The following is a 22639-nucleotide window of genomic DNA, read 5'->3' as shown; positions in this document are numbered from 1 at the left end:
TATCCCCGTTGGGCTGCGCAGCGGCCCCCTAAACAGCCAACTCAATCTGCCTGATGCACCGAGGTGCTTTTTACAGGGCTGCTGCGCAGCCCTACGGGGATAAATCCCCTCGCCACAGATAAATACCCTCCCCACAGATAAATCCCCTCGCCACAGATGATGGCCGCTTGCCCTACACTCAGGGCTCGCCAGTCATTCAATTCGCACAGGGAACCGTCATGCAGATCGGTAGCGTACTTCTACTTTTCATCGGCCTCGTGGTCGCCATCCTGTTCATGGGTTTCAAGGTCGTGCCCCAGGGCTACCAATGGACTGTCGAGCGGTTCGGTCGCTACACCAACACGCTCAAGCCAGGCCTGAACATCATCATCCCGGTGATGGATCGCATCGGGCGCAAGATCAATGTCATGGAAAGCGTACTGGACATCCCGCCCCAGGAAGTCATCACCGCCGACAACGCCACGGTGCAGATCGATGCCGTGTGCTTTTTCCAGGTGGTCAATACGGCCCAGGCGGCCTACGAGGTCAACAACCTCGAACACGCCATCCGCAACCTGTTGCAAACCAACATCCGTACCGTGCTGGGGTCCATGGAGCTGGACGCGATGCTGAGCCAGCGCGACGGTATCAACGAAAAACTGCTGCGCACCGTCGATGAAGCCACGGCGCCGTGGGGCATCAAGATCACCCGGATCGAGATCAAGGACATCAGCCCACCGGCCGACCTGATGGCCGCCATGTCGGGGCAAATGAAAGCCGAACGCATCAAGCGTGCCCAGATCCTCGAAGCCGAGGGCCTGCGAGCGTCGGCGATTCTCACCGCCGAAGGCAAGAAGCAGGCGCAAATTCTCGAGGCCGAGGGCAGCCGCCAGGCCGCGTTCCTGGAATCCGAGGCCCGCGAGCGCCAGGCACAGGCCGAAGCGCTGGCCACCCAGGTGGTGTCCCAGGCCATTGCCGACGGTAACGTCCAGGCCGTGAACTATTTCGTCGCGCAAAAGTACATCGATGCGCTGGGCAAGCTGGCTTCGGCCAACAACAGCAAGGTGATCCTGATGCCGCTGGAAGCCAGCCAGGTCATCGGTGCCGTCGGTGGCATCGGCGAGATCGTCAAGGCCACCTTCGACAGCAAAAAAGCCTGAGGCACGCCTATGTGGGAGTTCCTGCAACACATGTCGTACTGGGACTGGCTGGCGCTGGGCGTCATCCTGCTGATCCTTGAAGTGTTCGGCGCTGGCGGCTACTTGCTGTGGATCGGCATGGCCGCCGCATTGGTCGGCGTGCTCACGTTCATCCTGCCGCAGATGTCGAGGGAGATGCAGTTCCTGTTATTCGGTCTGTTCGCCATCGCGACAGCACTGTACTGGTGGCAGCGCCAGCGCAGCGTTGTGCGCCCAAGCGATCAGCCGCACCTGAACCTGCGCGGGCAGGAGCTGATCGGCAAGGTCTTCCCGGTTCATGAAGCGATTGTCGATGGCCGCGGCAAGATCAAAGTGGCCGACAGTGTCTGGCTGGCCAAGGGGCCCGAGTCGGCCGTTGGCACGCGGGTCAGGGTGGTGGCGCAGGAAGGCGCGGTATTGCAGGTGGAACGGGCTGACTGAGAAGTCATGGAACTGAATAGAGGCGCAGGTAATCCAAAGTCATAGTTAACCCAGTGGAGTCACCTATCATGCGTCTCAAACTTGCTGTCGCTACCCTAGCCTTGCTGTCTCTTCCTGTTGGCTCGGCAATGGCTGACACGTTTTGGCGTAACGTCATCTCATCCGGTGCGACCACCGGTTCCACCTACCTGACCTTCAAGGATCACAAACTGATCGTCGCTGCCCAGGACGATGCCGGCAGCTTTGTCGCCAGTGACGGCGGTATCCGTGGTCCATACCTGGAAGCGGCGATGCAGAAAGTTCGTGCCGACAACCCAGGCCTGCAAGCCACCGACATGGAGCTGGCCAACGCGATCCTGGCGAAAAACGCCGTTGCCCAGGATTGATTCCCGCCCAATAAAAAATGCCGCTCGATTGAGCGGCATTTTTTTGCCCGGTGAACATCCCAAGGCTGACCCCAGTACCCTGTGGGAGCGGGCTTGCTCGCGAAAGTGGCGTATCAGTCAACACTACTGAACCTGACACACCGCTTTCGCGAGCAAGCCCGCTCCCACATTAAATCCGGGTTATTCGCCGATAGCAGCCTTGTAGCCTGCTGCATCGAGCAAATTGCCCAACTCGGTCTTGTCGCTCGGCTTGAGCTTGAAGATCCAGGCGCTGTACGGATCGGAGTTCAGCAGTTCCGGCGAACCGCCCAAGTCCTCGTTGACCGCGATCACTTCACCTGCAATCGGGGAGTAGATATCGGAAGCGGCTTTGACCGACTCAACCACACCGGCCTGGTCATTTGCGGAAAAAACCTTACCGACCTCGGGCAGCTCGACAAATACCACATCGCCCAAGGCTTCCTGCGCATGATCGCTGATGCCCACGGTGACGCTACCGTCAGCTTCCAGGCGCGCCCATTCATGGCTTTCGGCAAAATGCAAATCGGTAGGGATAAAACTCATACTCTGTGTCCTCAAGAGAAGTGTCAGCGGCCAGCGGCCCGCCGCAAAAGGTTAGATCAGGGTTTTGCCATGGCGGACGAAGGTCGGTTTGACCACCCGTACCGGGTACCACTTGCCGCGAATTTCTACCTCGGCCCGATCAGCGGTCGCCATCGGAACACGTGCCAGGGCGATCGACTTGCTAAGCGTAGGAGAAAAACTACCACTGGTGATCTCTCCTTCGCCAACATTGGCGATGCGAACCACCTGATGGGCGCGTAAAACACCTCGTTCTTCCAGCACCAGCCCGACCAGTTTGTGCTGTACACCGCTGGCAAGCTCGGCTTCCAGCGCACTGCGCCCGATGAACTGACGGTTCGCCGGTTCCCAGGCGATACTCCAGGCCATGTTCGAGGCCAGCGGTGAAACGTCCTGGTGGATGTCCTGGCCGTAGAGGTTCATGCCGGCCTCCAGGCGCAAGGTATCGCGGGCGCCGAGGCCGATCGGCGAAATGCCGGCACCTACCAGGTCATTGAAGAAACTCGGGGCCTCCTGGGCAGGCAGGACGATTTCCAGGCCATCCTCGCCGGTGTAGCCGGTCCGGGCGATGAACCATTCACCGTCGGCGCGCCCTTCGAAAGGCTTGAGTTGCTGGATGATTTGCCCACGCTGTTGCGTCACCAGTTCAGCGATCTTCTGCCGAGCCTGGGGGCCTTGGATCGCCAGCATCGCCAATTCGGGACGCTCATGCAGTTGCACGTCGTAGTCACCGAGCTGTGCCTGCATCCAGGCCAGGTCCTGGTCGCGGGTCGAGGCGTTGAAGACCAGCCGATAACCGTCCTCGACGCGGTAGACGATCATGTCGTCGACGATGCCGCCGCGCTCATTGAGCATCGCGCTGTACAAGGCACTTCCTGCGTCTTGCAAACGATCGACGTCATTGGCCAGCAAACGCTGGAGCCAGGCCTTGGCCTGGGTGCCTGCGACATCGATCACGGTCATGTGGGAGACATCGAACACACCGCAGTCGCGACGCACCTGATGGTGTTCTTCGACTTGCGAGCCGTAGTGCAAAGGCATATCCCAACCGCCAAAATCGACCATCTTCGCGCCGAGGGCGAGATGAAGGTCATACAGAGGCGTACGCTGTCCCATGGGTTTCTCCTTCCGGGCTTGGCGAAGGTGCGGACGGGCACTGCGTAGCGCGAACGCCTGAAAAAAGGAGTTTTCTGACGCTCTCAGTTGCCCGGTCCGACAGACGGACCGCACCGAATGCCGCGCATTGTAGCCGCATGAGGTAGGACTGGCACCTAGCTGTTTCGATGGGCCGAACGTCGTATCAATCCGATGACCGGCAATAATCCAACCAGCACCAGGGTCAGCGCCGGCAGCGCGGCCCGGGCCCACTCCCCTTCGCTGGTCATTTCGAAGATCCGCACCGCCAGCGTGTCCCAGCCGAACGGGCGCATCAGCAGGGTCGCGGGCATTTCCTTGAGGACGTCGACGAACACCAGCAACGCCGCGCTCAAGGTGCCGGGCAACAGCAACGGCAGATACACTTTGAAAAACAGTCGTGGCCCACTGACCCCAAGGCTGCGTGCCGCCTCGGGCAAGGACGGGCGAATTCGCGCCAGGCTGCTTTCCAACGGACCGTAGGCCACGGCCAGGAAACGCACCAGATACGCCAGCAACAGTGCTGACAGGCTACCCAGCAACAACGGCTTGCCTGCACCGCCGAGCCAGGTCGACAGCGGGATGACCAGCTCACGGTCCAGAAAGCTGAATGCAAGCATGATCGACACCGCCAGCACCGAACCGGGCAAGGCATAGCCCAGGTTCGCCAGGCCGACGCCAGCACGAATGGGGCGGGTCGGCGCCAGCCGCCGGGCGAACGCCAGCAACAAGGCGACGCAAACGGTGATCAGCGCCGCCAGGCCTCCCAGGTAGAGGGTGTGAAGGATCAGCCCGGCATAACGCTCGTCAAGGTCAAGGCGACCGCGCTGCCAGAACCACACCAGCAACTGCAGCACCGGAATGACAAACGCACAGGCAAATACCAGGAAGCACCAAGTGCTGGCAGCCACCGCCTTGAGGCCGCGCAACGTGTACAGAGCCTTGACCCGAGGTCGCTCGTTACTGGCTCGGTGGGCACCACGGGCGCGGCGTTCGCCGTAGAGCACCAGCATCACAGCCAGCAACAACAGGCTGGCCAGTTGGGCGGCGCTGGAGAGGCTGAAGAAGCCGTACCAGGTCTTGTAGATGGCGGTGGTGAACGTGTCGAAGTTGAACACCGACACCGCGCCGAAATCCGCCAGGGTTTCCATCAGCGCCAACGCCACGCCCGCACCGATAGCCGGCCGGGCCATCGGCAGCGCCACGCGCCAGAACGCCTGCCACGGCGACTGCCCAAGCACCCGGGCCGCTTCCATCAAGCCCTTGCCCTGGGCCAGGAAGGCACTTCGCGCCAGCAGATAGACGTAAGGGTAAAACACCAGGACCAGCACCAGGATCACCCCGCCGGTGGAACGGACCCGGGGCAGGCGCAGGCCGCTGCCGAACCATTCACGCATCAGCGTCTGCACGGGGCCGGCAAAATCCAGCAGGCCAACGAAGACAAATGCCAACACATAGGCTGGAACCGCAAACGGCAGCATCAATGCCCAGTCGAGCCAACGTCGCCCCGGGAACTCACACAGGCTGGTGAGCCAGGCGAGGCTGACACCCAGTAACGTCACCCCGACACCCACCCCAAGGATCAACGTGAGGGTATTGCCCAACAGACGTGGCATCTGGGTGTCCCACAAGTGGGACCAGATCTGCTGGTCGATGCTCTGCCAGGACAGCAGCAGGACGCTCAAGGGCAACAGGACCAACGCAGCGATGGCGAAGACCAGGGGGTACCAGCGGCGTTGGGCGGGGTGGGCCAAGGAATAATCTCGTTTAAATGACGATGCCCGCGCATTGGCGTGGGCACCTATTTTATAACCAGTCGCATGAAAACCTGTGGCGAGGGGATTTATCCCCGCTGGGTTGCGAAGCAACCCTCCAATCAGAGCGCGCGGCGTGTCAGACGGATTGAACTGTCTGTAATTGGGCTTGCTGCGCAAGCCAGCGGGGATAAATCCCCTCGCCACAAGGAACCGCGTCTGACTTGAGGTTAATTCCAGCCAGCGCGATCCATCATGCGAATGGCTTCAGCCTGGCGTTTACCCGCGACTTCCACCGGCAGGGTATCGGCCTTGAACTTGCCCCAGGCTGCCACTTCCTTGGAAGGCTCCACCTTCGGGTTGGCCGGGAACTCCTGGTTCACGTCGGCGAAGATGCTCTGCGCCTCTGGCGTGGTCATCCATTCCACCAGCTTCTTCGCGGCCTCTGGATGCGGTGCATGCTTGGTCAAGCCAATGCCCGAAAGGTTGATGTGTACGCCACGGTCAGCCTGGTTCGGCCAGAACAGCTTCACCTTCAGGTCCGGCTTCTGCTGGTGCAGGCGGCCATAGTAGTAGGTGTTGACGATGCCGACGTCGCATTGCCCAGCGTTGATCGCCTCGAGCAGCGCGGTGTCATCGGAGAAAACGTCGGTGGACAGGTTGCGGACCCAGCCCTTGAGAATCTCCTCGGTTTTTTCCGCACCGTGGGTTTCGATCAGGGTGGCAGTCAGGGACTGGTTGTAGACCTTCTTCGAGGTGCGCAAGCACAGGCGGCCTTCCCACTCGTCACCCGCCAAGGCCTCGTAGGTAGTCAGTTCACCGGGTTTGACCCGATCGGTGGAATAGGCAATGGTTCGCGCCCGCAGGCTCAAGCCGGTCCAGGCGTGGGAAGAGGCACGGTATTGAGACGGGATGTTGGCGTCGATTACCGGGGAGGTGAACGGCTGGAGAATGCCCATTTGCTCGGCCTGCCAGAGGTTGCCGGCGTCGACGGTGAGCAGCAGGTCGGCGGTGGCGCTCTCGCCTTCGGCCTTGATCCGCTGCATCAACGGCGCTTCCTTGTCGGTGATGAACTTCACCGACACGCCGGTTTTCTTGGTGTAGGCGTCGAAGACCGGCTTGATCAGCTCATCAATACGCGAGGAGTAGACCACCACCTCGTCGGCGGCCTGGGCGGCGGTGGTGCCGATCAGGGTCAAGGCGAGGGCGGACAGCAGGCGCTTGGAAGCCAACATGGGAGCGGTCTCTCGATGTATGAACGAGCGCAAATGATAAGGACTCACATTTGGCATCTCAATCGAACAGTGGGCGGACACATTTCCAAATGTTGCAACTTTGAGATGTGCTGTGTTTTTGCGGCCGCCATCGCGGGCAAGCCTTGCTCCCACAAAAGCTCGTTCCACATTGCACACCTGTGGGAGCAAGGCTTGCCCGCGATGAGGCCTTTCGCCCTGTCTAGGCCTTGGCCAGTTCCGGCAAATCCCCAATCAACCCCAGCGCTTCGCGCACGAACAGGGCCTTGGCCTCGGGCATGCGGTCTACCAGCTTCAGCCCGGTATTACGCAACCAGCGCACCGGTAAGGGATCGGCCTGGAACAACCGCTCGAACCCCTCCATCGCCGCCATCAGTGCCAGGTTATGGGGCATGCGTCGGCGCTCGTAGCGGCTCAACACCTTCACGTCCGCCAGTCGCTCGCCACGCCGGGCCGCCTGCAACAGCACTTCGGCCAACACGGCGGCATCGAGGAAGCCCAGGTTCACGCCCTGCCCGGCCAACGGATGGATGGTGTGGGCGGCGTCGCCGATCAGCGCCAGCCCTTCGGCCACGTAGCGCTTGGCATGTCGCTGGCGCAGCGGCACGCACAGGCGCGGATCGGCGCTCAGCACCGGGCCGAGCTGGCCTTCGAAGGCGCGTTCCAGTTCGTTGCAGAATGCGGTGTCATCGAGCGCCATCAAGCGCTGTGCTTCTTCGGGGGTGGTGGACCAGACGATCGAGCACCAGTCGTGCTGGCCGTCACGCTCAAGTGGCAGGAACGCCAGCGGACCGTTGTCGGTGAAGCGCTGCCACGCCGTCATTCGATGGGGCCGGGTGCTGCGCACGCTAGTGACGATGGCGTGGTGCAGGTAATCCCATTCGCGGGTGGCGACACCGGTCAGGCGCCGCACAGCGGAATTCGCGCCGTCGGCGGCAATCACCAGCGGTGCTCGCAAGGTGCGGCCATCGGCCAGGGTCAGCAGCCAGTCGTCACCGGAACGGCGCATCTGTTCCAGCCGGGCATTGGCCAGCAGGCCCAGGTCGCAGTCATGCAGTCGATCCAGCAAGGCGTCCTGCACAACGCGGTTTTCAACGATGTGCCCAAGCGCCTCGGCATGCAGGCTGGCGGCCGAAAAATGGATCTGCCCGGTGCCGCTGCCGTCCCAGACGTGCATGTCGGTGTAGGGGCTGGCACGCCGGGCGGTGATGCCATCCCAGACGCCCAGGCGATCGAGGATCCGCTGGCTGGCCGTCGACAAGGCACTGACCCGGGGCTCGAACGCGGCCTGGGGATCGAAAGGTTTGACACTCATCGGGCTGCCATCGAGCAGCAACACTTGCAGGCCACTGCCCTGCAACGCCAGCGCCAGGGCGCTGCCGACCATACCGGCGCCGACAATCAGCAGATCTGCACGCAATTCCATGCTCTAAGCCTGTTTTGCTGGCGACATCAGCCGCCCATGAAAAAAAATGACAGCCCCGGCCTCAAGCATCGGGACGCGTCCCCAACCCCATGGCCTGGCGAGCGAACCAGCGCTTGGCCGGAGGCAACAGGTCGAGCCCCAACAGACCGAGGTTACGCCCCAGGGACACCAGCGGCAGGCTGCTGCCGAACAGGCGCGTGACCTGGTCGGAAAACCCGACGGTCAGGGCCTGATCCATTCGCTGGCTCTCGCGATAGGCTTGCAATACGGCAAAATCCCCAGGCTCGCTTTCGCTGTCGAGCAAGGCATCGGCCAGGGCCTGGGCATCGCGCAGGGACAGGTTGAACCCCTGCCCGGCAATCGGATGCAGGCTGTGGGCGGCGTTGCCGAGGATCGCCAGGTGTGGACGCACCTGTTCTTCGGCCTCCACCAGCGCCAGCGGATAGAGATGTCGCACGCCCACCTGCTTCAGCGTACCCAGGCGATAACCGAACACGCCCTGCAATTCGCTGAGGAAGCTGCGCTCGTCGAGGGCCGCCAGCCGTTGCGCGTCCATGCCCTGACGGGTCCAGACCAGCGCGCAGCGATTCTCCGGCAGTGGCAACAAGGCCATCGGACCGTCATCGGTGAAGCGTTCGAAAGCCATGCCATTGTGGGCTTCGCTGGGGGTGATGTTGGCAATCAACGCACTCTGGTCATAAGGCCGATTGCGTACGCCGACGCCCAACTGCTCTCGCAGGCTGGAGCGACCACCGTCGGCCAACACGGCAAGGTCGCACTCCAGGGTGGTTTCGTCGTCGAGGGTCAGGCGATAACCGCCGACCAGCGGTTCCATCCGGGTGACCTGCGCCGGACAGCGCCAACTGACCACTTCGTTGTCCAGAGCTTGCCACAGGCACTGGCCGAGCCAGGCGTTCTCCACCACGTATCCCAGGGCCGGCACGCCTTCTTCCATGGCCGACAGGCGCGCCGTGGAGAATCGCCCGCGATCGGACACGTGGATCTGTTTGATCGGCTCGGCGCGACGGGAAATTTCCTGCCAGACGCCCAAGCGTTGATAGATCTGCCGGGCCCCGTAGGACAACGCCGAAGAACGGGCGTCGTAGCTCGGCTGCCAGGCATGGCCGGGGGCGAAGGGCTCGATCAGCATGATCTTCCAGCCCCGGGCCTTGGCACCGGCCTGCAGCGCCAGGGCCAGGCTCGCGCCGACCAGGCCACCGCCAATGATCGCCAGGTTGACCCGGCTCATGCCGCTTGAGTCCGGGCGGCGGCCATCAGGGCCTCGATATCGGCGACCGTTTTCGGCACGCCATGGCTCAGGATTTCACAACCGGTTTTGGTCACTACCACGTCATCCTCGATGCGCACGCCAATGCCGCGCCATTTTTTCGCTACGCTGCGGTTGTTCGGGCTGATGTAAATGCCCGGTTCCACCGTCAGGGTCATGCCGATCTCCAGTACCCGCCACTCGCCGCCAACCCGGTATTCACCCACGTCATGCACATCCATGCCCAGCCAGTGACCGGCACGGTGCATGTAGAAGGCCCGGTAGGCTTCGCTGGCGATCAACTCGTCCACCTCACCCTCCAACAGCCCCAGGCGCACCAACCCATCGGTAATGACCCGGACTGTCGCTTCGTGGGCCTGGTTCCAGTGTTTGTCTGGCGCGATCTGGGCAAACGCGGCTTCCTGGGCGGCCAGCACCACTTCGTAGATCGCCTTCTGCTCGGGTGAAAACTTGCCACTGACCGGCCAGGTACGGGTGATATCGCTGGCGTAGCAGTCGATTTCACAGCCGGCGTCGATCAGCACCAGGTCGCCATCCTTGAGCAACGCGTCGTTCTGCTGGTAATGCAGGATGCAACTGTTGCGCCCCGCAGCGACGATCGAGCCATAGGCCGGCATTTTCGCGCCGCCCTTGCGGAACTCATAATCGAGTTCGGCTTCGAGGCTGAATTCATGCAGCCCCGGACGCGCCGCCTGCATCGCCCGGATGTGCGCCTGGGCGGAAATCCGCGCCGCTTCGCGCATCACCTTCACTTCTGCCGCCGATTTATACAGGCGCATGTCATGCAGCAGATGATCCAGGGCAACGAATTCGTTCGGCGGCTGGGCGCCGAGGTGGGCCTTGGAGCGAATCACGTTGATCCACTCCATCAGGTGCCGGTCGAACTCAGGGTTGCTGCCCATGGCCGAATACACCCGGTCGCGGCCTTCGATCAGGCCCGGCAGGATGTCGTCGATATCGGTGATAGGGAATGCGTCGTCGGCGCCGTAGTCACGGATCGCGCCTTCCTGGCCGGCACGCAGGCCATCCCACAATTCACGTTCGGCGTTGCGCTCGCGACAAAAGAGGATGTATTCACCATGGGCCCGGCCGGGCATCAGCACCAGCACCGCTTGCGGTTCGGGAAAGCCGCTGAGGTACTGGAAGTCGCTGTCCTGGCGGTAGACGTGCTCGACGTCGCGGTTGCGGATCGCAACGGCGGCGGCGGGCAGGATTGCGATACTGTTGGGTTCCATCTGCGCCATCAGGGCCTTGCGGCGACGGCTGTATTCCGATTTCGGGATATGAATCATGGGCAGACGGTGTTCCCTCTAAAAATTAATGCAAGGATGGCTTGGGGGCCGCTGCATCGGTTTTCTTGGTCTCGGTGAACAGCAGCAATGGCGCGACCCGCAGGTATTCCATCACTTCCATGTAGTCGCTTTCGCCGTCATCGGACTCTTCCAGGGCATCCTGGACCTGGGAGATCGCGGCCAGGTCCTGCAACACTTCCTTGGCCTCTTCGCTCAAGGCGTATTCGCGGCGGGTCAAGCCAAAGCCGGCAAGGAAACCCTGACACCACTGGCCCAGCGCTGCGGCGCGTTCGGCCAGGGGGGCGTCGTCAGTGGGCAGCAATAGGACGACAGTCATGTCGTCGCTGGTCAGCTCGCCCTTGACCATTTCCTGCAGGCCGATGAGCGCGTTACGGACGTTGTCCGCCGGCTCGCCTTCCAGCAGCTCGGCGGCGTCGGCCAACCAGCCGTCGGCATCGAAACCGGCGCCGGCGCAGCTGCGACCGAGCAGCAGGCCATGCAGTTCGGCAGGCGAGACAGGATGACCGCTGGTGCTCAGCAGGGTGGCGAATGCTTGATACGGGGAATTCTGAATGGGCATGGGTAGCTAGGCGCCAGACGGCGCTATGTCTAGAATGGAGGCCTTGTATCCTACATCGACAGACTCGCCAAGACTATCAGAGGCTGTACGACCTACATCCCTCCATCAGACACAATCTTCAGTGGACACAATGGAAGACACCGACCTGCAAGCGCTGATGGCCAGACTCGAGTTGCTAATTGACCGGGTCGAGCAACTTAAGAGCCAAAACGGACTCCTATTAGCTCAGGAAAAGACCTGGCGCGAGGAACGCGCGCACCTCATTGAAAAAAACGAAATCGCCCGGCGTAAGGTCGAATCGATGATTTCGCGCCTCAAGGCCCTGGAGCAAGACTCATGAGTTCAAGCAATAGCGTTACCGTGCAGATCCTCGACAAAGAATATTCGATCATCTGCCCCCAGGAAGAGCGCAGCAACCTGGTCAGCGCCGCCCGTTACCTGGACGGCAAGATGCGCGAGATCCGCAGCAGCGGCAAAGTCATCGGTGCCGATCGCATCGCCGTGATGGCCGCCTTGAACATCACCCACGACCTGTTGCATCGCCAGGATACGCCGGACGTACAGGTCAGCGGCTCGACCCGTGAACAGGTGCGCGACCTGCTCGATCGGGTGGATCTGGTGCTCGCCACCGATCCAGACGTCAGCAAGGGCTGATTCGCGAGGCTGCCTGGGGTATACTCGCCTCACTCCCTGGGGTGCTTGCCAGTTGGTGATGTCCCTGAGCCGATACGCACAACCACGGGGGTTGCACGTTGGGGCCGGTGTGCATGTCCGCTTGACGGAAAGCCTTAACGCCCCCTGCAACTTCCACCTTGAACTTTCGGGTTCAAGGGCTAAGCCGACAGCGGTTCATCCGGGGAGCCTGACTCCAGACAATGCCAGTCCATGCGGACTGGCATTGTCGTTTCTGGCGCAGGCATTTCTGAGCGTCCTGTTTTGCGGTTACGCTGTGCTCCGTCGCCGACTCCGTGAAGCATCGATATGACCGAACCCGCGCTGCTGCCCCGCCCGCAACTTCGACGCCTGCTGCGCCAGGCCCGTCGTGCCCTGACACCCGCCCAGCAACGGCAAGCCGCCCGCGGGCTGTACAGACAACTGGCCCAGCATCCGCTGTTTCGCCGTGCGAAGCATATCGCCCTGTACCTGCCCAACGACGGCGAGATCGACCCGCGCCTGCTGCTGCGCGCGGCCCAGCGGCGGGGCAAGGCCACTTACCTGCCGGTACTCAGCCCGTGGCCGCAGACCAAGATGGTGTTCCAGCGCATCCACCCTGGCGAAAAAATGCAGCCCAACCGCTTTCGTATTCCCGAACCGCGCAAGAACATCTCCCGACAGCGCAAGGTCTGGACATTGGATCTGGTGTTGTTGCCACTGGTGGGGTTCGACGATGCGGGAGGCCGGCTGGGCATGGGCGGTGGCTTCTATGACCGTAGCCTGGCGTATCTGGCGCGACGCAAGCAGTGGCGCAAGCCGACGCTATTGGGGTTGGCCCATGAATGCCAGAAAGTCGAACGATTGGCGCAGGCAAGCTGGGACGTGCCGCTGCAGGGCACGGTCAGCGACAGGCATTGGTACATCGCGGGGTAGACGCCGCGGTAAACAGCGGCGCCAGGAAAGCGGATTCAGCGTTTGAGCGATGGCGCGGGTTGGGTGATATCCACCGGCGCCTCGGTCTTGTTGGCCCACAGGCTTTGGGCGTAACCCGTGGTCACGACACCCAGACCGAACAGAATGACCAAGATCCACAACAAATCCGGTTTGCGTTTCATCGATTGCCCCCCTCAAGGCATATCACACACGATGACAGCAGCGGTTTTCTTATTGGCCGTGCAGCAGCGTCAAGCTTGGAAGGCCGGCATTTTGCGGCAACCTTCAGCGACACGCAAACTCTGGCGTCAACCGACTGTCGGTTTGTCATAAAATCGCTGAACTATTTTTTCCGACACCGCCAAGGAGTAGCAATCATGGCCTATTGGCTGATGAAATCCGAGCCTGACGAATTATCCATCCAAGGTTTGGAAAAACTCGGCCAGGCGCGCTGGGATGGAGTTCGCAACTACCAGGCGCGTAATTTCCTGCGGGCCATGGCGGTGGGCGATGCGTTCTTTTTCTACCACTCCAGTTGCCCCGAGCCAGGCATCGCCGGGATCGGCCGGATCGTCCGCGCGGCCTACCCTGACCCAACGGCGCTGGAACCCGACAGCCATTACTTCGACCCCAAGGCCGGGCCGGACAAAAACCCCTGGACCGCGATCGACGTGGCCCACGTCGAAACCTTCCCCCGCGTGCTGAAGCTCGACTACCTCAAGCAACAGGCCGCCCTGGCTGAAATGCCGCTGGTGCAGAAAGGCTCGCGCCTGTCGGTGATGCCCGTCACGGCCGAACAATGGGCAGCGGTGATTGCCCTGCGCTGATCGCCGATGAGTTGATGGATATCAAGCGGGGTCGGTCGCTGATCCTGCAGACTTCGATGCTACAGCCGCAGGATGCCGGACATGTCGACGAACCATCGTACCTCTCGCTTTTTTGCCCTCGCCTTGATGACCGTGTTGCTGGCCGCCGGCGGTTTCGGCTATTGGAAATCGCGCCACGATCGCCTGCCGGAAGGCTTGAGCATGGGCAACGGCCGCCTTGAGGCCACCGAGGTCCAGATCGCCAGCAAGACCCCCGGGCGCCTGGCCGAAGTTCAGGTCGACGAAGGCGACAAGGTCATCAAGGGCCAAGTGCTGGCACGCCTGGACACCCGCACCCTTGAGGCCCAGCGCAACCAGGCCGAGGCCGAAGTCGTGCGGGCCCGGCAGAACCTCGCCGCCGCCGAAGCCAACGTGCAACTGCGCCAGAGCGAACAATTGCTCGCCCATCAAGAACTCAAGCGAACCCAGGAACTGTTCAAACGCGGCTACGCCAGCGGCCAGGTCCTCGACCAGCAACAAGCCCGCGTCGACACCGCCAACGCTGCGGTCAACGCCGCCCGGGCCCAGGTATCGGCAGCGAATGCGGCCATCGGTGCGACCCTGGCCCAGGTGGCCCAGCTCACCAGTGAAATAGACGACAGCACCTTGCGCGCGCCCCTCGACGGCGTGATCCAGTTACGCCTGGCCGAGCCAGGTGAAGTGCTCGGCGCCGGCGGTCGAGTGTTGCTGATGATCGATCCGAACGACCAATACATGAACCTCTACCTGCCGGCATCGGTGGCCGGGAAACTGGCGGTGGGCGATGAAGCGCGACTGTTGCTCGACGCCCTGCCCGAACGGCCGCTACCGGCCAAGATCAGCTTCGTCGCCGCCAAATCCCAGTTCACCCCGAAAGAAGTCGAGACCCGTGATGAACGCCAGAAACTGGTGTTCCGCGTCAAAGTGCACCTGACCCGCCCCGGTGAAGTACCCCAGGCAAAACCGGGCATGCCCGGCGCCGGCTACGTACGCACCGCCCCCATCGACTGGCCGGCCAACTTGCAATGAACGCCTCCGCCGGCGAGGTAGTGCACGCCTCGGGTCTCGAACACCGCTACGGCCAGCATGTGGCGCTGAGCGACATCACCTTCAGCCTGCCCGCCGGCACTCGCTGCGGCCTGATCGGCCCGGACGGTGCCGGCAAATCGAGCCTGCTGGGACTGATTGCCGGGGTGAAGAAGCTCCAGCACGGCCAACTGGACGTGCTCGGCGCCTCGATCGACGATCGACGCCATCGCGGCACCCTCTACCGACGCATTGCCTTCATGCCCCAAGGGCTGGGAGGCAACCTTTATCCGGACCTGTCGATACGCGAGAACATTCAGTTCTTCGGCACGCTGTTCGGGCTATCACGGGCAGAATGCGAACAACGCATGGGCACCTTGTTGCTGGCCACCGATCTGCAGCGTTTTGCCGACCGCCCGGCGGGCAAGCTGTCCGGCGGCATGAAACAAAAGCTCGGCCTGTGTTGCGCGCTGATCCATGAACCGGACCTGCTGATTCTCGACGAGCCCACCACTGGCGTGGACCCGCTGTCCCGGCGACGCTTCTGGGAACTGATCGAGAGCGTGCGCCAGCAAAGGCCGCAACTGACCCTGCTGGTCGCCACGGCGTACATGGAAGAGGCCGAGCAATTCGAGCACTGCTTGATGCTCGACAACGGTCGCTTGATCGCCAAGGGCTTGAGTGCGGAGCTGGCCAAGGTCACCCCGGACGGCAAGCTCGATTCGGCCTTCACCCATTTCCAGGGCGGCAGCGGCCATGACGCCGAACCGCTGGTGATCCCCCCCAGGACCGCCGACACTACCGACATTGCCATCCAGGCCCACGACCTCACCTTGCGCTTCGGCGATTTCACCGCTGTCGATAACGTCAGCTTCGCGATTGGTCGCGGTGAAATCTTTGGCTTCCTGGGTTCCAACGGTTGCGGCAAGACCACCACCATGAAGGTGCTGACCGGGCTGATCCCCGCCAGCGAAGGCAGTGCCCGGCTGCTGGGCAACCCGGTCAACGCCAAGGACCTCGCCACCCGCAAGCGGGTGGGTTTCATGTCCCAGAGCTTTTCGCTCTATGGCGAACTGAGCGTGCGCCAGAACCTGGAACTGCACGCCAAGCTGTTCGATCTGCCCACTGCGGACAGCCGCCAGCGCATCGACGAACTGATCCAGCGCTTCAACCTCCAGGAACTGGCGGACCAAACGTCCGGCGCGCTGCCTCTGGGCCTGCGTCAGCGTCTGTCCTTGGCGGTGGCGGTGCTGCATCGCCCGGAAGTCCTGATCCTCGATGAGCCGACCTCAGGTGTCGATCCGGCGGCGCGGGATGATTTCTGGCGGCTGTTGATCGAGTTGTCTCGCGAACAGGGCGTGACGATTTTCCTTTCCACGCACTTCATGAACGAGGCACAGCGCTGCGATCGCATTTCGCTGATGCATGCCGGCAAGGTCCTGGCCTGCGACACGCCAGCGGCCTTGCAAGCGCAGTTCAACGGTCAGACGCTGGAAGCCGCGTTCGTCACCTGCCTGGAAAAAGCCCAGGGCGAAACGCAGCAAGAGGCCGCCCCCGTGACCCTCGATAACGCCGGCGCGCCCCGGGACCGGCGCGGCATGAGCCTCGGACGCCTGTGGGCCGTCGCCAGCCGGGAGGGCAAGGAGTTGCTGCGCGACAAAGTGCGGATGGCATTCGCCCTGCTGGGGGCATTGTTCATGATGGTGGTCTTCGGCTTCGGTATTTCCCTCGACGTGGAGAAACTGGCCTTCGCCGTGTATGACCAGGATCAGAGCCCGCAAAGCCGTGCCTACCTCGAAGCGTTCCGCAGCTCGCGCTACTTCGAAGAACGACCGATCATCCGCGATGCAAAGGAGCTACACCGACGCTTGCAGCGCTCGGAGATCAAGCTGGCCCTGGAAATCCCCCCCGGTTTCGGTCGCGATCTCTACGCCGGCCGCCAACCGACGGTGGGCGCCTGGCTGGACGGCGGCATACCGTTTCGGGCCGAGACCAGTCGCAACTACGTCCAGGCGGTGCACCAGGCCAACCTTGAGCAACTGGTTGAATCCAGCAGCCGCGCCCCCACCCGGCAACCCAGTGCGAAGCTGGAGACGCGCTTTCGTTATAACCAGGACGTAATCAGCGTCAACGCCATCGGCCCAGGAGTCATGGCGCTGATCCTGGCGTTCATTCCGGCCATGCTGACCGCGCTGGGTATCGTGCGGGAGAAGGAGCTGGGATCGATCACCAATTTCTACGCCACGCCGCTGACCCGCCTGGAGTTTCTGCTGGGCAAACAAGTGCCCTACCTGGCGGTCAGCCTGATCAATCTGGCCCTGCTGACCGCGATGAACCGCTGGCTGTTTGGCGTGCCGTTCAAGGGCAGCGCCCTGACGCTGGCATTGGGCGGCCTGCTCTATGTACTGGCGACCACCAGCATGGGGCTGCTGATTTCGGCATTCACCCGCACCCAGATCGCGGCGATCCTCGGCACCATGATCATCACCAGCCTGCCGACCATCCAGTTTTCAGGGCTGATCGTGCCGCGCTCGTCCCTGGAGGGCGCCGCCTCGGTGATGGGCCAGTTGTTTCCCGCCGGGCACTTCCTCGACATCGCCGTCGGCACCTTCACCAAGGCCCTGGATCTGCGCCAGCTATGGCCGCAATGCCTGGCGTTGTCCGGGTTTTTCCTGGGTTTCACCGGTCTCAGCCTGATCATGCTGAAAAAGCAGGAGGCCTGATGCACACGCTTTCACATATCTGGCGTCTTGGCCTCAAGGAGCTGACCAGCCTGCGCTACGACTCTGTTCTGCTGCTGTTCCTGGGCTACGCCTTCACCGTGGCGATCTACATGCCGGCCGCCGGTTCAGTGGTCGGCGTGCACAACGCCAGTGTCGCAATGGTGGACGAAGACCAGAGCCATCTCTCGCGGCAACTGGCCCAGGTCCTGCAGCCGCCGGAGTTCCAGAGCCCGGTGGCACTGCCCTACGCCGAACTGGACAAGGTCATGGACAGCGGCCGCTACACCTTTGTCGTCAACGTGCCCGCCAACTTCCAGGCCGACCTGCTCGCAGGACGCGAACCGACGCTGCAACTCAACGTCGATGCCACGGCCATGAGCCAGGCGTTCATGGGTGCCGGCTACATCGGACGGATTTTCCAACAGGAATTGACGACCTACGCCGGCCAGGCACAAACGAGCGAACAGACGCCCGTGAGGCTGACCACTCGTTCACTGTTCAATACCAACCTGGAAGGCGGCTGGTTCCTCGCGGTGATCCAGATCGTCAACAACATCACGATCCTGGCCATCATCCTGACGGGCACGGCGCTGCTGCGCGAGCGCGAGCACGGCACCCTCGATCACTTGCTGGTACTGCCGCTCACGGCCTTGGAAATCATGTTGGCGAAAATCTGGAGCAACCTGCTGGTGGTGGTGTTGTGCACCTGGGCGTCGCTGGAAATCATCGTCAAGTTCGCCCTGGGCGTTCCACTCGCCGGCTCCATGGTGCTCTTCCTGCTGGTGACCGCGCTCTACCTGTTCGCCAGCACCGCACTGGGCATATTCCTCGCCACCCTGGCCCGTTCGACGCCGCAATTCGGTTTGCTGGCAATCCCGGTCATCATCCCGATGCTGCTGTTGTCGGGTGGCAGCACGCCACTGGACAGCATGCCGCAATGGCTGCAATGGGTGATGCAGGGCTCGCCCTCGACGCATTTCGTCAGCCTCAGCGCGGCGATCCTGTTCCGTGATGCCGGCCTTGGCGTGATCTGGCCGGACGTGCTGGCGCTGGCGGCCATCGGGCTGTTGTTCTTTGCAATCGCCCTGGGCCGGTTTCGTAAAAGCCTGGCGTCTTGACGAAAAAAAGCAGCCTTGGGCAGCGCCTGGAGATCCGGGCACTGCCAAAGGCTGCGATAAAGGCGGTTTATTGAATGATCAGGTTGTTGAACAACAGATCGTCGACCATCGGCTTGCCGGTTTCGTCGTTCATGACCTGCTGGGTCTGCTTCAACGCTTCCTGGCGCAACTTTTCCTTGGCTTCGAGGTTGTTCATCGTCTCGGTGGTCTGCTGGGCGAACAACGCCACCAGCTGGTTACGGATCAGCGGCTCGTTGGCCTTGACCGCCGCAGCGGCGGCGTCACCGGTCACGCGCAGGGCCACATCGGCCTTGTAGACCTTCAGCTTCGCCGTACCGTCCAAGCCATAGTTGCCCACGAACGGTGGGCTGAGGGTGATGTAACTGACCTTCGGCGCCTCGCCTTCCTTCGCTTCCTTGCCCTCTTCGGCCATCGCCGCCACAGGCAACGACAGGGCCAGCATCAACATGATCCACGCTTTCACAATTGATTCCTCATCCGGTTTGCGGCCCAGCATACCGCCCCGCCGTTCAAGCACAAGCTTATGGCCGGCTATCAGGGCGAGGCATGCTCGTTGACCCGTTGTCTCTCACACCTACACTTATCGGCCATCACTCCCAAAGGAATAGCCCTGATGAAAGCCGTGCTGTGCAAAGAATTCGGCCCCGCCGAATCGCTGGTGCTGGAAGACGTCGCCAGCCCCATCGCGAAGAAGAACGAAGTGCTGCTGGACGTGCATGCCGCGGGGGTGAATTTCCCTGACACGCTGATCATCGAGGGTAAATATCAATTCAAGCCACCCTTCCCGTTTTCCCCCGGCGGCGAAGCGGCGGGGGTCGTCAGCGCGGTGGGAGAGAAAGTCACGCACTTGAAAGTCGGCGACCGGGTGATGGCGCTGACCGGCTGGGGCAGCTTTGCCGAACAGGTGGCGGTACCAGGCTACAACGTGCTGCCAATCCCCGCGTCCATGGACTTCAACACCGCCGCCGCCTTCAGCATGACCTACGGCACTTCGATGCACGCCCTCAAGCAACGGGCCAACCTGCAGCCCGGCGAAACCCTGCTGGTGCTCGGCGCCTCCGGCGGTGTCGGCCTGGCAGCGGTGGAGATTGGCAAGGCCATGGGCGCCCGGGTCATCGCCGCCGCCAGCAGCACGGAAAAACTCGCCGTGGCCAAGGCCGCTGGCGCCGACGAGTTGATCAACTACAACGAAACCAGCCTCAAGGATGAAATCAAACGCCTTACCGACGGCCAGGGCGCCGACGTGATCTACGATCCGGTGGGCGGCGACCTGTTCGACCAGGCCATCCGCGCCATCGCCTGGAACGGTCGGCTGCTGGTGGTGGGTTTTGCCAGCGGACGCATCCCCGAACTGCCCGTGAACCTCGCCCTGCTCAAGGGCGCCGCCGTGGTGGGCGTGTTCTGGGGCTCCTTCGCCCAACGCCAGCCCCAGGACAACGCCGCCAACTTCCAGCAATTGTTTGCCTGGTTTGCCGAGGGCAAGCTCAAGCCCCTGGTGTCGCAGGTGTACCCGCTGAGCAAGGCCGCCCAGGCGATCAATGACCTGGGGCAGCGCAAGGCGGTAGGAAAGGTGGTCGTGCAAGTGCGTTGAATGCGTCAGGGCGGTCCGGGCCTGGCGCTGCGGACCGCTACCGGCGAGCGTTCACGCGGCTCGCGAATCTCCTTCAACATCCCCCTGATGCGAGTCAGCTCAAAAAACCTGGGCTGACATCTCTTACAACGTCCTTCATTTATATCTGAGCGACATGTTCACTTAAGAACATTCGATAAGGAAAAATTTCCCCTGTTTAAGCGATAAGAAGCAATGCTATTTTCGGTAACGAAACTGTAACATTCGCATCCGCAGTCATAACAAGAATCTGGAGCCCTTGAATGTTTGCTTTCTTTCGTCCTGCCGCCCATCAGGCGTCCCTGCCTGAAGAAAAAATAGACAGCACCTACCGACGCCTTCGCTGGCAGATCTTCGCCGGGATCTTCATTGGCTACGCCGGCTATTACCTGCTGCGCAAGAACTTCTCCCTGGCCATGCCGTACCTGATCGACGAGGGTTACACCCGTGGCCAGTTGGGCCTGGCCATGTCGGCCATCGCCATCGCCTACGGGCTGTCGAAGTTCCTGATGGGCCTGGTGTCCGACCGCTCCAACCCACGCTACTTCCTGCCCTTCGGCTTGTTGGTGTCGGCGGGGGTGATGTTCGTGTTCGGTTTCGCGCCTTGGGCAACCTCCAGCGTGACCATGATGTTCATCCTGCTGTTCATCAACGGCTGGGCCCAGGGCATGGGCTGGCCGCCAAGTGGGCGGACCATGGTGCATTGGTGGTCGCAGAAAGAACGCGGCGGCGTGGTGTCGGTGTGGAACGTGGCGCACAACGTCGGCGGCGGCCTGATCGGCCCGCTGTTCCTGCTGGGGATGGGCTGGTTCAATGATTGGCACGCGGCCTTTTATGTACCCGCTGCTGTAGCGCTTGCCGTAGCGGTGTTCGCTTTCGTGACCATGCGCGACACCCCGCAATCGGTGGGCCTGCCGCCGATCGAGAAGTACAAGAACGACTATCCGGAAGGCTACGACGCCAGTCACGAGAACGAATTCAGCGCCAAGGAAATCTTCGTCAAATACGTGCTGCGCAACAAAATGCTCTGGTACATCGCCATGGCCAACGTGTTTGTCTACCTGCTGCGCTACGGCGTGCTGGACTGGGCGCCGACCTACCTCAAGGAAGCCAAGGGCTTCACCGTGGACAAGAGCTCCTGGGCTTACTTCTTCTACGAGTGGGCAGGCATTCCCGGCACGCTGCTGTGCGGCTGGATGTCGGACAAGATCTTCCGCGGCAACCGTGGCCTGACCGGCATGGTGTTCATGGCCCTGGTGACCGTGGCGACGCTGGTGTACTGGCTGAACCCGGCTGGCAACCCGACCGTCGACATGATCGCCCTGGTTTCCATCGGTTTCCTGATCTACGGCCCGGTGATGCTGATCGGCTTGCAGGCACTGGAACTGGCGCCGAAGAAAGCCGCCGGTACCGCCGCAGGCTTCACTGGCTTGTTTGGTTACCTGGGTGGTTCAGTCGCGGCCAGCGCCGCCATGGGCTACACCGTGGACCATTTCGGCTGGAACGGTGGTTTTGTACTGTTGATCGGTGCCTGCCTGCTGGCGATGGCATTCCTCGCGCCAACCCTGTGGCACAAGCAAATCGCCAGTCAGAGCCGCGAAGCGGTGGCCTGATCCAGCGCTGATTTGCAGCGCTTGAGCCGCGCCTCCAGATTCCGATCTGGCATGGCGTGGCTACGCAGGGCGTGGATGGTCTGCTCGACGTAATCGCGGGTGGTGCCGTAACGCCCGCAGGCGCTTTCGAACACCTGGCTCAGCACATGGTCCGGCAAGTTGCCGGCATAGCTGGGCAGGTGCCGCTCCAATACAAACCCCAAGGCTTGCACCCGGCTGCCATCCTCGAGACGGCAACTGAGCCAGTGCGGGCGATAGGACGGGACCGGCATCTCGCGCTGCCAGAGGGCAAACAGCGAATCCTCGAGATTCTCCTGCGGCAACCGGTAGGCGAAACCGCTGCACGAACCGCCGCGATCCAGCCCGAACACCAATCCCGGCAACTCCGGGGTACCACGGTGTTCGTGAGACCACAGATACAAACCGCGATGATAACCATGGACCCGGCCGCGCATGCGCTCCACCGCCGTGCATTCCGGCCGCCAGATCAATGAACCGTACGCGAACAGCCAGACCGGACCGCCCTGGTGGAGACTCATGGTCGATTGCATCGAGGCGAGCAATTGCTCACGGGTCAGCTGTGGCCCCAGGTCGAGCCTTGGTGGGTACAAGGCACAGGTAATGGCGGATTCGATAGCGGTCATGGCCGTTAGCGGTTGGCTCCTCGCGAGTCGGAAGGTGGATAGCGCGCCGCCAGGGCGCTGACGCTTATGGCAATCAAGGCAAATTGGATGCCACTACGCCTTCGAGGGATATACCTTAACGACATCCAGTCCGCGTACTAAATATCGAATCGATATATCG

At 62.1% G+C, this 22639-nt stretch carries 23 protein-coding genes and 1 other RNA gene; 13 read left to right on the top strand and 11 right to left on the bottom strand.

Features of this window, described 5'->3' with window-relative positions:
- Nucleotides 1-218 precede the first annotated feature (218 nt).
- The 3 genes from AC30D9_RS08805 to AC30D9_RS08795 all read left to right on the top strand — a co-directional run bounded on the left by AC30D9_RS08805 (nt 219) and on the right by AC30D9_RS08795 (nt 1984).
- Nucleotides 219-1139 (top strand): SPFH domain-containing protein, encoded by a 921-nt coding sequence (locus AC30D9_RS08805; RefSeq protein ID WP_003206668.1) that lies wholly within the window; start codon nt 219-221, stop codon nt 1137-1139.
- Nucleotides 1140-1148: 9 nt separating this feature from the next.
- Complete coding sequence (locus AC30D9_RS08800) at nt 1149-1598, top strand: NfeD family protein (protein WP_490143893.1); 450 nt, start codon at nt 1149-1151, stop codon at nt 1596-1598.
- Nucleotides 1599-1663: 65 nt separating this feature from the next.
- Complete coding sequence (locus tag AC30D9_RS08795; RefSeq protein ID WP_170846005.1) at nt 1664-1984, top strand: DUF2388 domain-containing protein; 321 nt, start codon at nt 1664-1666, stop codon at nt 1982-1984.
- A 180-nt stretch (nt 1985-2164) separates the two neighbouring features.
- On the opposite strand, the gene gcvH is transcribed toward AC30D9_RS08795, so the two are convergent.
- The 8 genes from gcvH to AC30D9_RS08755 all read right to left on the bottom strand — a co-directional run bounded on the left by gcvH (nt 2165) and on the right by AC30D9_RS08755 (nt 11293).
- Entirely contained in the window at nt 2165-2548 is a 384-nt protein-coding gene (gene gcvH / locus AC30D9_RS08790) for a glycine cleavage system protein GcvH (RefSeq protein ID WP_307572610.1), read from the bottom strand.
- A gap of 51 nt (nt 2549-2599) precedes the next feature.
- Nucleotides 2600-3682: a glycine cleavage system aminomethyltransferase GcvT gene (gene gcvT, locus AC30D9_RS08785; RefSeq protein ID WP_134926298.1), complete on the bottom strand. Its 1083-nt coding sequence runs from the start codon at nt 3680-3682 to the stop codon at nt 2600-2602.
- A gap of 155 nt (nt 3683-3837) precedes the next feature.
- On the bottom strand, nt 3838-5454 hold the full coding sequence (locus AC30D9_RS08780; protein WP_490143892.1) for an ABC transporter permease: 1617 nt from the start codon (nt 5452-5454) through the stop codon (nt 3838-3840).
- Nucleotides 5455-5684: 230 nt separating this feature from the next.
- Entirely contained in the window at nt 5685-6689 is a 1005-nt protein-coding gene (locus AC30D9_RS08775) for an extracellular solute-binding protein (protein ID WP_307572617.1), read from the bottom strand.
- Nucleotides 6690-6909: 220 nt separating this feature from the next.
- The gene (locus tag AC30D9_RS08770) at nt 6910-8127 is read right to left on the bottom strand and encodes a 2-octaprenyl-3-methyl-6-methoxy-1,4-benzoquinol hydroxylase (protein ID WP_209022224.1); all 1218 of its coding nucleotides are present in this window, start codon (nt 8125-8127) and stop codon (nt 6910-6912) included.
- Nucleotides 8128-8194: 67 nt separating this feature from the next.
- Nucleotides 8195-9382, bottom strand: a complete 1188-nt coding sequence (gene ubiH / locus AC30D9_RS08765; RefSeq protein WP_307572620.1) for a 2-octaprenyl-6-methoxyphenyl hydroxylase — start codon at nt 9380-9382, stop codon at nt 8195-8197.
- Nucleotides 9379-10713 carry a Xaa-Pro aminopeptidase gene (gene pepP, locus AC30D9_RS08760; RefSeq protein WP_490143891.1) on the bottom strand — a complete coding sequence of 445 codons (1335 nt, stop codon included), beginning with the start codon at nt 10711-10713 and terminating at the stop codon, nt 9379-9381. Before pepP ends, ubiH begins: the two co-directional genes overlap by 4 nt.
- A gap of 25 nt (nt 10714-10738) precedes the next feature.
- Nucleotides 10739-11293: a YecA/YgfB family protein gene (locus AC30D9_RS08755; protein WP_060740134.1), complete on the bottom strand. Its 555-nt coding sequence runs from the start codon at nt 11291-11293 to the stop codon at nt 10739-10741.
- 130 nt (nt 11294-11423) lie between these two features.
- Here AC30D9_RS08755 and AC30D9_RS08750 point away from each other — a divergent pair, with 130 nt between their 5' ends.
- The 4 genes from AC30D9_RS08750 to AC30D9_RS08735 all read left to right on the top strand — a co-directional run bounded on the left by AC30D9_RS08750 (nt 11424) and on the right by AC30D9_RS08735 (nt 12880).
- Nucleotides 11424-11633: a TIGR02449 family protein gene (locus tag AC30D9_RS08750; RefSeq protein ID WP_003177365.1), complete on the top strand. Its 210-nt coding sequence runs from the start codon at nt 11424-11426 to the stop codon at nt 11631-11633.
- Entirely contained in the window at nt 11630-11947 is a 318-nt protein-coding gene (locus AC30D9_RS08745) for a cell division protein ZapA (RefSeq protein WP_039590276.1), read from the top strand. The genes AC30D9_RS08750 and AC30D9_RS08745 overlap by 4 nt, the downstream gene beginning before the upstream one ends.
- Before the next feature lie 30 nt (nt 11948-11977).
- A non-coding RNA gene (ssrS, locus tag AC30D9_RS08740) (6S RNA) lies at nt 11978-12157 on the top strand.
- A 117-nt stretch (nt 12158-12274) separates the two neighbouring features.
- Complete coding sequence (locus AC30D9_RS08735) at nt 12275-12880, top strand: 5-formyltetrahydrofolate cyclo-ligase (RefSeq protein WP_490143890.1); 606 nt, start codon at nt 12275-12277, stop codon at nt 12878-12880.
- A gap of 35 nt (nt 12881-12915) precedes the next feature.
- Here the strand turns inward: AC30D9_RS08735 and AC30D9_RS08730 are convergent, their stop codons facing one another.
- Entirely contained in the window at nt 12916-13062 is a 147-nt protein-coding gene (locus AC30D9_RS08730) for a hypothetical protein (protein ID WP_162893876.1), read from the bottom strand.
- 195 nt (nt 13063-13257) lie between these two features.
- On the opposite strand from AC30D9_RS08730, the gene AC30D9_RS08725 reads away from it, so the two are divergent.
- The 4 genes from AC30D9_RS08725 (at nt 13258) to AC30D9_RS08710 (ending at nt 18592) form a co-directional block, all read left to right on the top strand.
- On the top strand, nt 13258-13707 hold the full coding sequence (locus tag AC30D9_RS08725) for an EVE domain-containing protein (RefSeq protein WP_307572629.1): 450 nt from the start codon (nt 13258-13260) through the stop codon (nt 13705-13707).
- A gap of 81 nt (nt 13708-13788) precedes the next feature.
- On the top strand, nt 13789-14754 hold the full coding sequence (locus tag AC30D9_RS08720) for an HlyD family secretion protein (protein ID WP_490143889.1): 966 nt from the start codon (nt 13789-13791) through the stop codon (nt 14752-14754).
- A complete protein-coding gene (gene rbbA, locus AC30D9_RS08715; protein WP_490143888.1) occupies nt 14751-17474 on the top strand; it encodes a ribosome-associated ATPase/putative transporter RbbA in 2724 nt (907 codons plus the stop codon). Before AC30D9_RS08720 ends, rbbA begins: the two co-directional genes overlap by 4 nt.
- A complete protein-coding gene (locus AC30D9_RS08710) occupies nt 17474-18592 on the top strand; it encodes an ABC transporter permease (RefSeq protein ID WP_490143887.1) in 1119 nt (372 codons plus the stop codon). The genes rbbA and AC30D9_RS08710 overlap by 1 nt, the downstream gene beginning before the upstream one ends.
- 67 nt (nt 18593-18659) lie before the next feature.
- Here the strand turns inward: AC30D9_RS08710 and AC30D9_RS08705 are convergent, their stop codons facing one another.
- Nucleotides 18660-19076, bottom strand: a complete 417-nt coding sequence (locus AC30D9_RS08705; protein ID WP_134926307.1) for a flagellar basal body-associated protein FliL — start codon at nt 19074-19076, stop codon at nt 18660-18662.
- Between the two features lie 150 nt (nt 19077-19226).
- Between AC30D9_RS08705 and AC30D9_RS08700 the strand changes: the two genes are divergently transcribed.
- Both AC30D9_RS08700 and glpT read left to right on the top strand, forming a co-directional pair.
- Complete coding sequence (locus AC30D9_RS08700) at nt 19227-20204, top strand: NADPH:quinone oxidoreductase family protein (RefSeq protein ID WP_176688941.1); 978 nt, start codon at nt 19227-19229, stop codon at nt 20202-20204.
- A gap of 281 nt (nt 20205-20485) precedes the next feature.
- Complete coding sequence (gene glpT / locus AC30D9_RS08695) at nt 20486-21835, top strand: glycerol-3-phosphate transporter (RefSeq protein ID WP_490143886.1); 1350 nt, start codon at nt 20486-20488, stop codon at nt 21833-21835.
- Here the strand turns inward: glpT and AC30D9_RS08690 are convergent.
- A complete protein-coding gene (locus AC30D9_RS08690) occupies nt 21811-22479 on the bottom strand; it encodes a gamma-glutamylcyclotransferase (RefSeq protein ID WP_109752592.1) in 669 nt (222 codons plus the stop codon). The two genes, glpT and AC30D9_RS08690, sit on opposite strands and share 25 nt — an antisense overlap.
- Nucleotides 22480-22639 lie beyond the last annotated feature (160 nt).

The organism is Pseudomonas sp. DF11, assembly GCF_058148565.1.
This window is presented reverse-complemented; position numbering and strand designations above follow the sequence as displayed.